This is a genomic window from Rhodococcus sp. Leaf225, from assembly GCF_001426145.1.
Lineage (GTDB): Bacteria > Actinomycetota > Actinomycetes > Mycobacteriales > Mycobacteriaceae > Rhodococcoides.
The window spans coordinates 139,959-152,823 of the sequence record NZ_LMRN01000022.1 but is presented as its reverse complement, the minus strand read 5'-3'; the positions used below and the strand labels follow the sequence as shown (position 1 = coordinate 152,823).

17 protein-coding genes are annotated in these 12,865 nt (G+C 68.0%); 8 read left to right on the top strand and 9 right to left on the bottom strand.

What is annotated here, in order from left to right; genetic code table 11:
• Nucleotides 1–166 precede the first annotated feature (166 nt).
• Nucleotides 167–841, top strand: coding sequence for an RNA polymerase sigma factor (locus tag ASG69_RS18205; RefSeq protein ID WP_231476307.1), 675 nt, complete (start codon nucleotides 167–169; stop codon nucleotides 839–841).
• The gene (locus ASG69_RS18200; RefSeq protein WP_056448644.1) at nucleotides 832–1,365 is read left to right on the top strand and encodes a hypothetical protein; all 534 of its coding nucleotides are present in this window, start codon (nucleotides 832–834) and stop codon (nucleotides 1,363–1,365) included. Before ASG69_RS18205 ends, ASG69_RS18200 begins: the two co-directional genes overlap by 10 nt.
• Here the strand turns inward: ASG69_RS18200 and ASG69_RS18195 are convergent.
• The 5 genes from ASG69_RS18195 to ASG69_RS22910 form a co-directional block, all read right to left on the bottom strand.
• Entirely contained in the window at nucleotides 1,349–2,206 is an 858-nt protein-coding gene (locus tag ASG69_RS18195) for a cyclopropane mycolic acid synthase family methyltransferase (protein WP_056448647.1), read from the bottom strand. The genes ASG69_RS18200 and ASG69_RS18195 overlap by 17 nt on opposite strands.
• 207 nt (nucleotides 2,207–2,413) lie before the next feature.
• Nucleotides 2,414–2,818 (bottom strand): four-helix bundle copper-binding protein, encoded by a 405-nt coding sequence (locus ASG69_RS22270; RefSeq protein ID WP_082544685.1) that lies wholly within the window; start codon nucleotides 2,816–2,818, stop codon nucleotides 2,414–2,416.
• 80 nt (nucleotides 2,819–2,898) lie between these two features.
• A complete protein-coding gene (locus ASG69_RS18185) occupies nucleotides 2,899–3,831 on the bottom strand; it encodes a TIGR01777 family oxidoreductase (RefSeq protein ID WP_056448653.1) in 933 nt (310 codons plus the stop codon).
• Nucleotides 3,828–4,499 (bottom strand): TetR family transcriptional regulator, encoded by a 672-nt coding sequence (locus ASG69_RS18180; protein ID WP_056448656.1) that lies wholly within the window; start codon nucleotides 4,497–4,499, stop codon nucleotides 3,828–3,830. The genes ASG69_RS18185 and ASG69_RS18180 overlap by 4 nt, the downstream gene beginning before the upstream one ends.
• A 106-nt stretch (nucleotides 4,500–4,605) precedes the next feature.
• Complete coding sequence (locus ASG69_RS22910) at nucleotides 4,606–4,761, bottom strand: hypothetical protein (RefSeq protein WP_197027779.1); 156 nt, start codon at nucleotides 4,759–4,761, stop codon at nucleotides 4,606–4,608.
• Between the two features lie 123 nt (nucleotides 4,762–4,884).
• On the opposite strand from ASG69_RS22910, the gene ASG69_RS18175 reads away from it, so the two are divergent.
• From ASG69_RS18175 to ASG69_RS18155, 5 genes are read left to right on the top strand one after another with little or no spacing between them, the layout of a single operon-like run.
• On the top strand, nucleotides 4,885–5,112 hold the full coding sequence (locus ASG69_RS18175) for a hypothetical protein (RefSeq protein WP_056448660.1): 228 nt from the start codon (nucleotides 4,885–4,887) through the stop codon (nucleotides 5,110–5,112).
• Nucleotides 5,109–6,029 carry an ABC transporter ATP-binding protein gene (locus ASG69_RS18170; protein WP_056448663.1) on the top strand — a complete coding sequence of 307 codons (921 nt, stop codon included), beginning with the start codon at nucleotides 5,109–5,111 and terminating at the stop codon, nucleotides 6,027–6,029. Before ASG69_RS18175 ends, ASG69_RS18170 begins: the two co-directional genes overlap by 4 nt.
• Nucleotides 6,026–6,811: an ABC transporter permease gene (locus tag ASG69_RS18165; protein ID WP_056448665.1), complete on the top strand. Its 786-nt coding sequence runs from the start codon at nucleotides 6,026–6,028 to the stop codon at nucleotides 6,809–6,811. The genes ASG69_RS18170 and ASG69_RS18165 overlap by 4 nt, the downstream gene beginning before the upstream one ends.
• 40 nt (nucleotides 6,812–6,851) lie before the next feature.
• Nucleotides 6,852–7,991, top strand: coding sequence for a sensor histidine kinase (locus ASG69_RS18160; protein WP_056448668.1), 1,140 nt, complete (start codon nucleotides 6,852–6,854; stop codon nucleotides 7,989–7,991).
• Nucleotides 7,988–8,593, top strand: coding sequence for a response regulator transcription factor (locus tag ASG69_RS18155; RefSeq protein ID WP_056448671.1), 606 nt, complete (start codon nucleotides 7,988–7,990; stop codon nucleotides 8,591–8,593). Before ASG69_RS18160 ends, ASG69_RS18155 begins: the two co-directional genes overlap by 4 nt.
• Nucleotides 8,594–8,599: 6 nt before the next feature.
• Here ASG69_RS18155 and ASG69_RS18150 read toward each other — a convergent pair whose 3' ends face one another.
• Entirely contained in the window at nucleotides 8,600–8,962 is a 363-nt protein-coding gene (locus tag ASG69_RS18150) for an ArsR/SmtB family transcription factor (RefSeq protein ID WP_027505578.1), read from the bottom strand.
• A gap of 14 nt (nucleotides 8,963–8,976) precedes the next feature.
• Nucleotides 8,977–10,239 (bottom strand): MFS transporter, encoded by a 1,263-nt coding sequence (locus tag ASG69_RS18145; protein ID WP_056448962.1) that lies wholly within the window; start codon nucleotides 10,237–10,239, stop codon nucleotides 8,977–8,979.
• A gap of 69 nt (nucleotides 10,240–10,308) precedes the next feature.
• Here ASG69_RS18145 and ASG69_RS18140 point away from each other — a divergent pair, with 69 nt between their 5' ends.
• A complete protein-coding gene (locus ASG69_RS18140; protein WP_027505576.1) occupies nucleotides 10,309–10,512 on the top strand; it encodes a zinc-ribbon domain-containing protein in 204 nt (67 codons plus the stop codon).
• A gap of 1 nt (nucleotide 10,513) precedes the next feature.
• Here the strand turns inward: ASG69_RS18140 and ASG69_RS18135 are convergent, their stop codons facing one another.
• Nucleotides 10,514–11,698, bottom strand: a complete 1,185-nt coding sequence (locus ASG69_RS18135) for a phytanoyl-CoA dioxygenase family protein (RefSeq protein ID WP_056448674.1) — start codon at nucleotides 11,696–11,698, stop codon at nucleotides 10,514–10,516.
• 117 nt (nucleotides 11,699–11,815) lie between these two features.
• A complete protein-coding gene (locus ASG69_RS18130; protein WP_027505574.1) occupies nucleotides 11,816–12,832 on the bottom strand; it encodes a LacI family DNA-binding transcriptional regulator in 1,017 nt (338 codons plus the stop codon).
• Between the last annotated feature and the right edge of the window lie 33 nt (nucleotides 12,833–12,865).

Genomic DNA, 12,865 nt, shown 5'->3' with positions numbered 1-12,865 from the left:
ACAGTCATTGAGTCGGGTCCTCACCACGAAAACGCACGTCGGAAATCAAGTGATGCGCATCACATCGGTTTGCGCGTGATCCTGCGCGGGAACAGTCACGTCGGGGAAATTAGTTGCTTCATCAATCTTCGGGGTGGGTCACTCCGACGGCGGTTCGGGGGGAACAGTGCTCAGTCGTCCGTCGATCGCGCCCGATCCCGGCAGTCCCGACGTGGCCGGTGATGTCAGCCTCCCGTCCATCGCAGCACCGTCGGCGGACCGCGACACGTCCACTCGTCCGACGTTCGCCGCCGACCACCGCGAGCTCGGCGATCGCGCCCTCGCCGCCGCCGCGGGCATGGGCGACCGACGCGCGTTCGAGGAGATCGTGCGCCGACTCGGACCGGACATGCTGCGCTACGCAACCCACCTCCTGTCCGACCGAGGCGCTGCCGAGGACATCGTCCAGGACGCGTTGGTCGACGCCTGGCGCGGACTGCGCCACTTCCGTTCCGACTCGTCGCTGCGCACCTGGTTGTTCAGCGTCGTCTCCCACAAGGTGACGGATCATCGGCGGCGCCGCAGCATCGCGCCCGTCGAGGACTGGGTGTTCGAGAGGCCGAGCCAGGACCCGAGGGACGACCCGTCGCGCACCGTGTCCGACGCCGACTTCCTGTCCGCGTTGGACGATGCCCTCGCTGAGCTACCGTATCGCCAGCGGGCCTGCTGGTTGCTCCGTGAGGTCGAGGGCATGAAGCACACCGAGATCGGCACGGTCATGGCCCTCTCCCCCGGTGCCGTCCGCGGCCACCTCACGCGTGCACGCGCCACACTCGAGACACGATTGGAGACGTGGAGATGACGTCGGGTCAGCCTGATTCGACACCGCCGCAGACGGATTCGACGCTCCGTCGAGCCGCGAGCGTGCTGCGCGACGCGCCCGTCCACGGGTGGGTGGACATCAGCGCCGCCGCCCTCTCACGCGTGCGAGCCGTCGGGGTCCGGACGTGGCCCCTCGACGCCCGCTACCCCGACGAGGGCGTCGTCGAGGGCGTCGTCGAGGGAGTGGACGTCGACGCGGACACCCTTCGGGTCAGTGACGTCGTCGTACGTATCGCCGTCCGCAGCGCCGTCGCCGAGGTGGCGGGCACAGAGCCCGCCGACATCTCGCTCTACACCGAGGGTCACCGGTGCACGGGCGGTCTGGTGACGGTGATCGCCGCCTACGGCACGGATCTCCAGGAGGCCGGCGATCTCGTCGCGAGCCGGGCAGCTGCCGCTCTGACGGATGTCCTCGGACTTCCCTACAGCGCCGACGACATCGGCGTCGTGATCGCGGAGATCGACGCCCCCGACCAGGCGACGGCGTCTACTTCACCATCGTGAACTGGCGGACGTCGATCAGTTCACGCCGGAAGAAGTCGGCGCAGCCGGGCAGGTACCGCATGTAGGTCTGGTACATCGCCTCGCCGGCGATGGCGACGGCTTCGTCCTTTCTCGCCTCCAGCGCGGCCGACCACAGATCGAGCGTTCGAGCGTAGTGCTGTTGCAGCGACTGGACCTTCTCCACGCGGAAGCCGGCTCGCTCGCCCTTCTCGATCACCACCTGCGGGATCGGGAGCTCGCCGCCGGGAAAGATCTCGCGGCCGATGAAGTCGGCGAAGTCCATGTCCGCCCGCGTCACGCGCGACTTCTGCCGGAACATGTCGCGGCCGAGTTGCACGATGGTGTGCAGCATCATCCGGCCGTCCCCGGGCAGGATCGAGTAGGTGCGGGCGAAGAAGTCGTCGTAGCGGGGGGAGGTGAAGTGCTCGAAGGCGCCGATGCTGACGATGCGATCGACCGGCTCGTCGAACTCCTCCCACCCCTGCAGCCGCACCTCGGTGGTGCGTCCCGTGTCGAGCCCGTTCAGCATCGCCGACACGTGCTCGTACTGGTTCCTGCTCAGGGTCAGACCGACGACGTTCACGTCGTACTTCTCCACCGCTCGCCGAAGCGTCGCGCCCCACCCGCAGCCGACATCGAGCAGACGCATGCCTGGACGGAGGTCGCACTTGGACAGCGACAGGTCGATCTTCGCGAGCTGCGCTTCCTCGAGTGTCATGTCCTCGCGCTCGAAGTACGCACAGCTGTAGGTCTGCGTCGGATCGAGGGAGAGCCTGAAGAACTCGTCCGAGAGGTCGTAGTGAGCTTGGACGTCGTCGTAGAACGGCTGAAGATCCGACACTGAGTTCCTCCACGGGTCACCGGACAACCGAGCCCCACCCGACGGTGGTGCTGCGGCGCCCGTGTTCCCGCGATCGTCGCGTCGAAACACGCCGTCAGATCCTCGATCGGGGAGTTTCGGTCGGTCCGACCGCGGTACCCGTGCCCGACCGCGTCACCGAACACCGGAGGTGACGGAAACCCGATGTGCTTGTTCCTCGCCGGCTCCTCACATCGGTGTGCCCGGCGCGGCCAGCAGGTCGCGGCACGCCCGCGCGCATCGCCGACATGCGTCCGCACACGCGGCGCAGTGCTGGTGCATCCCCGCATGCCGGGCGCACTCGTCGGCACAGTCGTCGCACGCGGACGCACAGGCGATCAGCGCGGCGCGTGCCGTCTCGGACCGGGCACCGCTCCGCGTGATGATCCGGGCGGTCGCGGCACACAGGTCGGCGCAGTCCTGATCGAGTCGAATGCACGACCTGAGTCGCGCGACGGAATCCTCGGCGAGGCAGGCGTCGGCACAGACGGTGCACGCCGTCGAACAGTCGAGACACGCCTCCACACAGGCCGCCACCAGTGCACGATCACCATCGAGGGGATGGGTGGCCAATAGGTCCGTCACGGTCGTCATCGCTGCTCCTTCGTCGCACGGATCGCGTCGGTGTCGGCTACCCGCGGACCGTCGGCGGAAACGGCGCGTACGACGTCGCGTCAGCCCAGGGCGACCGGCAGCAGACCGCGGGACGTGTGGCGAGCGATCTGCTCCAACGCCGGACCCAGGCGCGGATACTCGAACTCGAAATCACTGCGCCGCAACACCTCGGGATCCACCCACCGACTCTTCAGGACCAGTTCCGGTTCGGTGCGGATGACAGCGGCGCCGGCGTGCAGCAACCATGCGGGGGTCGCGACACCTCGTGACCGTCCCAGGTGACGTCGGACCTCGCGCATCATGGTGGCGTTGTCCACGGCGAACGGTGTCGCGAGGTTCACCGGTCCCGCGATGTCCTCGCGCGCGTACAGATGGTCGATGGACCGGAGCACGTCCGCGACGTGGATCCAGCTGAACATCTGTGTGCCGTCACCCATCCGGCCGCCGAGTCCGAGCCGCGCCAGATCGATGAGGGGGTTGACGGCGCCGCCACCGGCACCCAGGACGATCGCCATGCGCAGAGCGATCTTGCGGACGCCGGTGGGCGCGTCGAACAGTTCGCGCTCCCACGCGCGGGCCACCTCGACGGAGAAACCCGTCCCCACGTCCCCGTCCCGCTCCGTCATCGGCCGGTCACGAGCATCGCGGTAGATGGTTCCGGTGCTGGCGTTGAACCACACGTCCGGAGCGCGGTCCACACGCGAGAGGGCCTGGCCCAGTGCGGCCGTCGTCTCCACCCGCGAGGAGAAGATGACGTCGGCGGTACTCTTGGTGTAGCGGCAGCTCACCGAACGGCCCGCCAGATTGATCACCATGTCGGCTCCGTCGAGGACACGGGTCAACCGGTCACGATCCGACCACGACGCGTCGTTGACGGCGCCGCGGCCCACGGATCTCACGTCGATTCCCCGGTCCCGATACGCCCTCGCGAGGTACTGCCCGATGTATCCCGTCGCTCCACAGATCACGACGGTCCGTACGTCTCTCGTCATCGCCCGCTTCCCTTCTCGGATGTCATGGTGTCCACCAGCCCGACGATGTCGCCGAGCAGTCCTCGCGCGACCGGCAGTCGGGACAGGCTGATCGTCTTCGTGACGACGGGAACGAGACCGTCGACGAGCGCGCGGGTGCGGCGTTGGTCGACGGATCCGTCCGTGACCCAGTGCAGGGTCACACCCAGGTACGCGACCCACAGCAACGTGGGGAGACGACTCTCCAGCGATGCCGGTCCGCGCTGCTTGGACTTCTGCAGAGTCAGTCGCATGAGGTCCACGGCCATGTCTCGCGCGGCGGACGATTCGGGCGAGAAGGGACTGGAGGTCGACTGCAGGGGAAGCGCCGACTGGAGGAACGAGCCGCCGAAGCTTCGGTAAGGGTGCATCACGTCGAGACCGGCGTGCAGCACCGCCGAGAGGTTGTCCGCCAGCGAGGCGCCGTCACGGAGCAGGGGTATCGCGCGGGTCCGATGCTCGCGTTGGACGACGAGATACAGCTCGTGGACCAACTCGTCCTTGCCGGCGAAGTAGTAGTAGGCATTGCCCAGCGAGACGCCCGCCTCGGTCGCGATGCGCCGCATCGTGGTCGCCTGGAACCCGTCCTCTCGGAAGAGTCGAAGCGCCACCTCCACCAACCGCTCCCGCGTCGCCGTGTCTCGCACCATTGTCGGACTCCCGTCTTGAACGTGTTCAACAACGACCGTAGCGAAGTTGAACACGTTCAACAAGTGCCACCATGAACTCGCGACGAGAATCGAGGGGAGGGTGCGATCAGGAGATACGGCGACGGCGAACCGCCGTCACGACCGCGCTGACGACGAGGATCAGCCCGAGAAACTGGAGTCCCGGTGAATCGTCGGCGCCGCCGAGAACGATCGCCGCCAGACCGAGCACCCCGAGCAGCGCGACGACGAACCATCCGTTCATGGTCGACACGCTACTCGGCCGTCCGGTTCATGACGTTTGTCATCGCTCGACCGTGACGGTGTCACCTCGACCGATGCATCCTGGCACTGCCGGTCCTGCCGCATGATCCGAAGAATTGTTCTCATGAAGCAACCAGACGAAGGAAACCTCTTCACCGACCTCATGGAGATCGGACCCGCGCCGACCCCGGCCCGCGAACTGGTGGTGGCCGTCATCTCGGTGGCCCTCATCGCGGTGCTGATCGCGATCGTCGGAGTCTCGGTGCCGACCGTGGCAGCGGCTGCCGTCGTCGCCGCGTTCCTCGCCGTCCGCGTCGCCGTCGGGCGTCGGCACTGGGGGCGAGCGTCATGACCGTCATCGAGGTGTCGGGAATGACCCGCCGCTACGGCTCCGGCAAGACAGCGTACGACGCGGTCCGCAACCTCGACCTCGACATCGCGGAGGGCGAACTGTTCGGACTGCTCGGCACCAACGGCGCCGGCAAGACGTCGACTCTGGAAGTCATCCAGGGTCTGTCGCGCCCCAGCGAGGGCACGGTCCGCATCCTGGGACTCGACCCCGTCGCGGATCGGAGAAAGGTCCGGCCCGCCCTGGGCATCATGCTGCAGAAGGGTGGACTACCGCAGGACCTGACCGCGGCCGAGAGCCTGCGGATGTGGGCCGGCACGTGCAGCGATCCACTGCCTGTCGACGACGTCCTGGCGCGCGTCGATCTCGAAGCCCGTGCGGACACCCGAGTGAAGTTTCTGTCGGGCGGCGAGCAGCGTCGTCTCGATCTCGCCTGCGCGATCATCAGCCGACCGCGAGTCCTGTTCCTGGACGAACCGACCACCGGACTCGATCCCGAGAGTCGGCGCAACACGTGGCAGCTCATTCAGGAGCTCAAGAACTCCGGGGTGACCATCATGCTCACCACGCACTATCTCGACGAGGCGGAATCGCTGTGCGATCGGTTGGCGATCATGCACCGCGGCAGCGTCGTTCGCAGCGGAACGGTCGACGACGTGGTCGCCGGTCACCCGGCGCGCATCGAGCTGAAGGACCCGCGGACCGCACTGCCGCAACTCCCGGGAGCCGACGTCGACCGGAAGGGCGACACGGTGTCGATCACGACGAACTCGGTACAGGAGACGCTGACCGAGCTGCTCGTGTGGGCCCGCGACAGCGGCGTCACCCTGCACGGTCTCGACGCGCGAGCCGCGTCCCTCGAGACCGTGTTCCTCTCCATCGCAGACACATTCGACGACCCCGAGGTGATCACGGCATGAGTACGATGACCGCACTGTCCCGAGCGGAATTCACGCTCCTCGGACGCAACCGCGTCCTTCTCTTCAACGCTCTGGTCATGCCCCTCGTCCTGCCGATCGTCCTTCTGGTCGTCGCGGGTCGAGACGGTGGGCTCACCGACGCCGGCGTGTCGGCCGCGCTGGAGATCTTCGCCCTGTTCCTGCTGGTGTTCCTGGTCTACTACAACCTCCTGTCGGTCTACGCGACGCGTCGAGACGAGTTGGTGCTCAAACGTCTCCGCACCGGGGAGAGCACGGACGCACAGATCCTTCTCGGACCCGCGGTGCCGTCGTTCCTCCTGACACTCCTCCTCGGAGTGATCGTCGGCGTGGTCGTGGTGGTCCTCGGCGGCGGCACTCCCGTCAACGTCCTGCTCATCGCGGCGGCACTGGTCGGTGGTGCGGCGCTCTTCGCCGCACTGGCCCTCATCACGTCCGCCTTCACCCGCAACGCGGAAGCAGCACAGATCACCAGCCTGCCCGTCATCCTGCTGGCGATGCTCGGATCGTCACTCCTGCGCGACGTGGTACCCGAGTCCCTCGCCGACATGGTGGCTCTGACACCGATGGCCGCGGTCAGCGATCTTTTGAACCTCGGGTGGTTCGGCACCACCTCGGTGGGTGATGCCGCCGGTGGCGCCGACTCGGTGGGCTTCGCGTCGACGTTCGCGGAGGCTGGTCAGCCGGCTCTCGTCATGCTCGCCTGGATCGCGGGCAGCGTCCTGATCGCCCGGACCCACTTCCGCTGGGAACCGCGCTCCTGACGTCCCGCCACCGACCGTCCGATCTGCAAGGCTGGAGACCATGAGACTGCGCGATCATCTCGACCCGACACTCGGCTGGCGGGGCAGCAGCGACGTCGAGAAGGTCCGCACCTACACCCGGCAGTCCTTCCAGCTCGTCGTCGTCGCGGTCGCGGTGGCCTCGATGGCGGCCTCGGCGCGGGCGGGTGACGCGGTCTCGACCGCCGCCGCGCTGGTGTGCGTGGTGTCTGCACTCGTTGTCCTGCACCGTATTCCCGCACTCGGTGGCGCCTCGAGTGCGGACGTCCGGGCACCGTTGTGCGTACAGATCGCAGCGGCCGCCGTGCTCGTCGTGGTGGGCGCCGCACCGAACCTCCTGTGGGTGGCCATCCTGGTGACGACACCGATCGCGGCACTGGTGGACCTGCGCTGGTCTCTCGGCGCCGCGGTGGTCGCCCCGGTGGTCGCCGCCGCATCGGGCTCGACCGCCCTCGAGATCACACTCCTGGCCTTCTGCATCGTCGCCATGGCCACCACGGTGCGCCTGTCGATGTGGTTGCTGCGCATCGTCACCGAGCTGGCCACCACCCGCGACGCCGCCGCCGCCCTGTCGGTCGCCGAGGAACGACTGCGCTTCTCCCGGGACCTGCACGACGTCGTCGGTCGCGCGCTGTCCGCCATCGCGGTCAAGAGCGAGCTCGCCGCCGCGCTGGCTCGGCGAGGAGACGACCGAGCTGCCGCGCAGATGGACGAGGTACGTGTGCTCGCCCGGGAGTCGATGACCGACGCTCGGGAGCTGGTGCGCGGCTACCGTTCCGTCGACGTCGCGGCGGAACTCCGCGGCGCCCAGTCCCTGTTGTCCGCCGCCGGCATCCGGACCGAGCTGACGGGGACGGTCGCCGACATCCCCGGCGCAGTAGCCGAACAGGCTGCGTGGGTGGTGCGGGAAGGCGTCACGAACATCCTGCGCCACTCGCGTGCCACCTACTGCCGTATCGAGTTCGGTGACGACCGGCTCCGCATCGTCAACGACCGGCCGACGTCGCCGGAACGTGCGGGCGACGGCACCGGTCTCGCCGGTCTCCGTGAGCGTCTGGCTGCGGTCGGAGGTTCCCTCACCGTCGAGGCCGGGGCCGACACCTTCACCCTCGCTGTCGAATTCGCACCGACGACGACATCCCCCACGAAGGGCACACCATGATCCGGGTACTGCTGGCAGACGACGAGAACCTCATTCGGGTGGCCCTGGGCACGATGCTCGATCTGGAGGACGACATCGAGGTCGTGGGACATGCGGACTCGGGCGAGGCGGCGGTGACCGAGGCCGCGCGGACCACCCCCGACGTCGCGGTGCTCGACCTGCAGCTCGGCGGGATCGACGGTATCGAGACGGCCCAACGCATCGCCGCGCTGCTTCCCGACTGCCGGTCGATCATCGTCACCAGCCACGGCCGGCCCGGATACCTCAAGAAGGCGCTCTCGGCCGGCGTCGGGGGATTCCTCCCGAAGACCACGTCCGCGGCGACTCTCGCCGAGGTGGTGCGCACGGTGGTGAGCGGCGGACGCTACGTCGATCCGAGCCTGGCGGCCGAGGCCATCGGCGCGGGCGATTCGCCGTTGACACCGCGCGAGTCGGACGTGCTCGAATTCGCCGCGGACGGAGCCACGATCGCCGAGATCGCCCAGCGCGCACATCTCTCACCGGGAACGGCACGCAACTATCTCTCGGCCGCCGCGGCCAAACTCGGCGCCGCCAATCGCCACGAGGCATCCGCGATCGCCCGGCGCCACGGGTGGATCTAGACCCGATCAGTGATGCGGAGGCTCGCCGGTCACGGTGTGATCGGCGAAGTTGAGACCCTCTCGCACCAGCCGGGCCAGGTGGCCGTCGGCGAGTCGGTAGATGACGTTGCGGCCGCTGCGTTCGGTCTCGACCATGCCGACGAAGCGCAGCTTCGCCAGATGCTGACTCACCGCGGTGCGGGACGCGCCGGTCTCCTCGGTGAGTGCCGTGACGTCGGCGGGGCCGTGGCTCAGCGTCCAGAGCAGGTGCAGCCGAGTGGGATCGGACAGCATGCGGAACGTGTCGCCGGCGGCCTCGAGACGCGCGCGGTCCGGGCGGTCGGCGTGGTCGAGACTCGCGTGAGCCCGCTTCTCGTCCGATGCCGTCATATCGCCGCTTCCGTCTACTCGGTCGGTGGCGCGCCCACCGTCGATGCCGGAGTCCAGAGCCGACCGGCACCCAGCGCGGCAAGTGTAGCGAGGACGGCGATGATCGACGCGGCGACGACCTGACTCACCTCGGCGCCCACCCAGCCCGCCACCGGATAGGTGAGCAGGAAGCACGCATGAGACAGCGAGAACTGCGCCGTGAAGAGCTCGTCCCGGTCACCGTCGTCGGAGTCTCGGGTGATCACGCGAGCAGACGGGGTGGAGATCATCGACGTTCCGGCGCCCAGCACGGCCCAGACGACGGCGAGTGACGCCCAGCCCGCGGCACCGTTCGGACGGAGAGCGGCGAGCGCGACAGCACCCGTCGTCCCGAGAGAGACGACCACACCACCGGCGAGCATCAGCCGACGGTCGTCGACGACGGTGAGAATGCGGGGAACTGCGAACGCCACCATCATCGACCCGCCGCCGAAGACGCCGAGGGCCACGGCCAGGGCGCTGGCCGGCCCACCCACGATGTCGCGCACGTAGACGACGCTGTTGACGATCACCAACGACGTTCCGGCCGCGACGACGAGGTTCAGTGCGAGCAGCCCCCGAAGCGACGGACGGCCACCGAAGCGGCGCACTCCGGCCACGAGTCGGTCACCGAACGACCGAGCCCCGTTCGGGGCGGACCGGAGCTCTCTGTCCGGAATTCGGGTGTTCACCACGAGGACGGCCGACAGCGCGAAACCTACTGCTGTGCCGACGAACAGCGAGTGATACGACACGACGGTGAGCAGCGCCGCGGCGAGCATCGGACTCACCAGCGACTCGAGGTCGTAGGCGAGCCGGGACAGCGAGAGCGCGCGGGTGTACTGATCGTCGCGGGAGATCACCGCAGGAACGACGGCCTGGAAGGTCGGCGTGAAGGTGGCCGAGGCCGCCTGCAGGACGAACACGAGCACGTACACCTGCCACACCTGCGTCACGAACGGCAGCAGTACCGCGATCACGATCCGTACGACGTCCGCGGACACCAGCACGGTCGTGCGTGGCAGACGGCCGGTGAGCACGGACATGACCGGAGCCACCCCGACGTAGGCGACCATCTTGACGGCCAGCGCCGTACCGAGGACAGCGCCGGCGGAACTACCGGCGATGTCGTAGGCAAGAAGTCCCAGCGCCACGGTGAGCAGACCGGTGCCGACCAGTGCCACCACCTGCGCGGTGAAGAGCCTGCGAAACGCCGGGACCGCGAGAACGGACTCGGATCGAACCTGCAGAACGGCCATGCCGACGACCATACCCATGTGTGCGCACGTGCGCACATATGGGAGTTCGGTGGCCTCTAGGCTGGTCCGATGTTCTTCCTCTTCGGATACGGCACGAAACGGTCCTCGCTCGGCGCCGGCAGCACCCGGACGTGCCCCCGCTGCCACAACACCACCCAGTGGGAGCGGATGCGGCAGTACACGCAGCTCAGCGTCTTCTTCATCCCCGTCGCACGCTGGAAGCGGCGCGTGCTCGAGGTGTGCGGAATCTGCGGGACCGCGACCGAGGTGTGAGTCACGCCCGGTGGCGGGCGAACAGATCCGCCGCGGCGGCGTCGAACTCGGCGGCGTCGAGCCCGCTCGCCAGCGCGCGCCGCACCAGTTCGGCGTGCGTCTCCCCCGCCAGACCGCTGATCGGCTGGTCGAGGTCCAGGTTCGACGGGAACGCGTAGCCCTCAGCCGACGCCGCGATCACGTTGGCGACGTCCCGCTCACGACCCTGCGCCGCCCAGTCCACCAGCGTCGGATACAGGGCGGACACGATCGCCTGCCGGTCGACGCTGTCGAGCGCGCGGCCGAACGGCGAGGAGATCTGCAGCAGGTTCGCCATCCTGAAGATGTCGGTCGACGTGTTGTGCCCTGCCGCGTGGAACAGCGCCGGATTGAAGAACACGGCGTCGCCCTCCCGAAGCGGAAGCTGAACGTGGTTGTCGGCGAAGTACTCCCGGAACTCGGGGAGGTTGAAGGCGATGTAGCCGGCCTCGAACTTCTGTGAGTGCGGCAGATACATCGTCGGGCCGCTCTCGATCGGCATGTCGCAGTGCGCCACCGCTCCCTGCAGTGTCAGCGCCGGTGACAGGCGGTGGATGTGCGCCCGGAACGCCGCGGCCGTGTCGGTCGACATGAACCCGAGGTGGTAGTCACGATGCGGATTCTGAGCGGCGCCACCGGGATTGACGACGTTGATGGCGGACGTGACCTGATACATCGGCCCGAGCCACGCCTCCGCCACCAGCGCCAGGAGGTCGTTGGCGTAGTACCGAGCGAACTGCTCGGGCTCGGCGACCGCCAACTTCTGCAGGGCCGACCAGATGCGATCGTTCGCTCCCGGCTTCGCGAAGTGGTCACCGTTGCTCACACCGCTCTCGCGCTGGCCACGAATGACGTCCCGGTACGTGCGGGTGGTCTCCGCGACCGCGTGGTCGGCCGTGAAGGCACCGCGGAACACCACGATGCCGGGGCCGTTCAGGAGTGCATTCGCCAGTTCGTCCTGGATGTCGGCGCGCACCTGGTCGTCGGTCGCCCGCCGCGCGAGCTCCGGTCCGTCGTACACGAGCACGTTCTGCACCACGTCGGACGCGTGGGGGTGGTCGGCGAGCTGGGTGCTCTCGGACACCAGTGCCCGGAACTCCTCGATGTCGCAGTCGGCCGCGCGGAGGCGATCCGCGCGGTGCGAGTGGCTGCTGATGTTGCTGGTCATACCTGCTCCTCGGTCCCGATGGCCGTTGTCGTCATGGTCGAGCCTGCCGGGCGCGGACACCTCGAGACAAGGCTTCGAACCCTCAGTTTCCCCTCGAGGCGGGACCCGCTCGCGCGATCAGGGCATGTTGAACGGGGTGACGATGCGGATGGGCGACGAGGATCCGCGGACCGCGGTCGAGGCATCACGCGCGTGCAGCACCATCCGACACGCACGCTGGGCGTCCGCGCGCATGTCGTGCTCGAGCACCGCGCTGATCTGTCGGCGATACAGCAGGTCCCGGTTGTCCGCATCGAGGTCGTGCGCGACGAACACCCGGCAGGGTCGATCCAGCGTCCGGAAGGCCCGCACGATGGCCGAGTTCCCGCCGCCACACGAGTAGACGGCGGAGATGGTGGGGTGCCGATCGAGGGCGTCGAGAACCAGCGATTCCACGCGATCGTCGAGCCCGTCGTTCTCCGCGATCTCGACGACCGTCCGCACAGGTCCGGGTAGCCGTCGCAGCGCGGTGCGAAAGCCCATCTCCCGCTCCTCCTCGCCGTGGAACGCGTTGCTGCTCAGCGTGATCAGGACGTCACCCGGGTGATCGGCCATCATCGTGGTGATCAGATACGCGGCCGTCTCCCCCGCTGCACGATTGTCCATACCCACGTACCCGGACCGTCGGCTCCCCGGAATGTCGGTCACGTAGGTCACCACGGGAATCCCGGCGGCCACGAGGCGATCGACCGCGGCGGCGACGTCCGGTACGGCAGGCGCCTTCAGAATGACGCCCTGAGATCCGCTGCCCGACAGCCTGTTCAGCCGCGCGACCACCGCCTCGGCGGTGGCGCTCTCCTGCAGATGAAACCGTGCGCGCACCGTGGCGGGTTCGAGACTCGGCAGTTCGGCCTCGACCGCACGCTTGAAGGTCTTCGAGAAACGATCGGGCGCAGACATGACGACATCGAGCATGTATTTGCGTCCACTGAACCGCAGTTGTTCTCGTTGGCCGTCGAGATCGGCGATCGCCCGCGCCACCATCTCCCGTGTCGATGGGCGGACACCGGGGCGATCGTTGAGCACACGGTCGACCGTGGCCTCGCTCAACTCCGCTTGTTGCGCGATCTCTCTGACCCGGTAACGATGCGCCACTGCTGCTCCTGAGGTGACGACGCACTGCGCCGC

Excerpts from the sequence above, each read along its gene's own strand:
- ASG69_RS22270 (WP_082544685.1), bottom strand. The coding sequence starts at position 2,818 with ATGACGACCGTGACGGACCTATTGGCCACCCATCCCCTCGATGGTGAT.
- ASG69_RS18185 (WP_056448653.1), bottom strand. The coding sequence starts at position 3,831 with ATGACGAGAGACGTACGGACCGTCGTGATCTGTGGAGCGACGGGATAC.
- ASG69_RS18180 (WP_056448656.1), bottom strand. The coding sequence starts at position 4,499 with ATGGTGCGAGACACGGCGACGCGGGAGCGGTTGGTGGAGGTGGCGCTT.
- ASG69_RS22910 (WP_197027779.1), bottom strand. The coding sequence starts at position 4,761 with ATGAACGGATGGTTCGTCGTCGCGCTGCTCGGGGTGCTCGGTCTGGCG.
- ASG69_RS18175 (WP_056448660.1), top strand. The coding sequence starts at position 4,885 with ATGAAGCAACCAGACGAAGGAAACCTCTTCACCGACCTCATGGAGATC.
- ASG69_RS18170 (WP_056448663.1), top strand. The coding sequence starts at position 5,109 with ATGACCGTCATCGAGGTGTCGGGAATGACCCGCCGCTACGGCTCCGGC.
- ASG69_RS18165 (WP_056448665.1), top strand. The coding sequence starts at position 6,026 with ATGAGTACGATGACCGCACTGTCCCGAGCGGAATTCACGCTCCTCGGA.
- ASG69_RS18160 (WP_056448668.1), top strand. The coding sequence starts at position 6,852 with ATGAGACTGCGCGATCATCTCGACCCGACACTCGGCTGGCGGGGCAGC.
- ASG69_RS18155 (WP_056448671.1), top strand. The coding sequence starts at position 7,988 with ATGATCCGGGTACTGCTGGCAGACGACGAGAACCTCATTCGGGTGGCC.
- ASG69_RS18150 (WP_027505578.1), bottom strand. The coding sequence starts at position 8,962 with ATGACGGCATCGGACGAGAAGCGGGCTCACGCGAGTCTCGACCACGCC.
- ASG69_RS18145 (WP_056448962.1), bottom strand. The coding sequence starts at position 10,239 with ATGGCCGTTCTGCAGGTTCGATCCGAGTCCGTTCTCGCGGTCCCGGCG.
- ASG69_RS18140 (WP_027505576.1), top strand. The coding sequence starts at position 10,309 with ATGTTCTTCCTCTTCGGATACGGCACGAAACGGTCCTCGCTCGGCGCC.
- ASG69_RS18135 (WP_056448674.1), bottom strand. The coding sequence starts at position 11,698 with ATGACCAGCAACATCAGCAGCCACTCGCACCGCGCGGATCGCCTCCGC.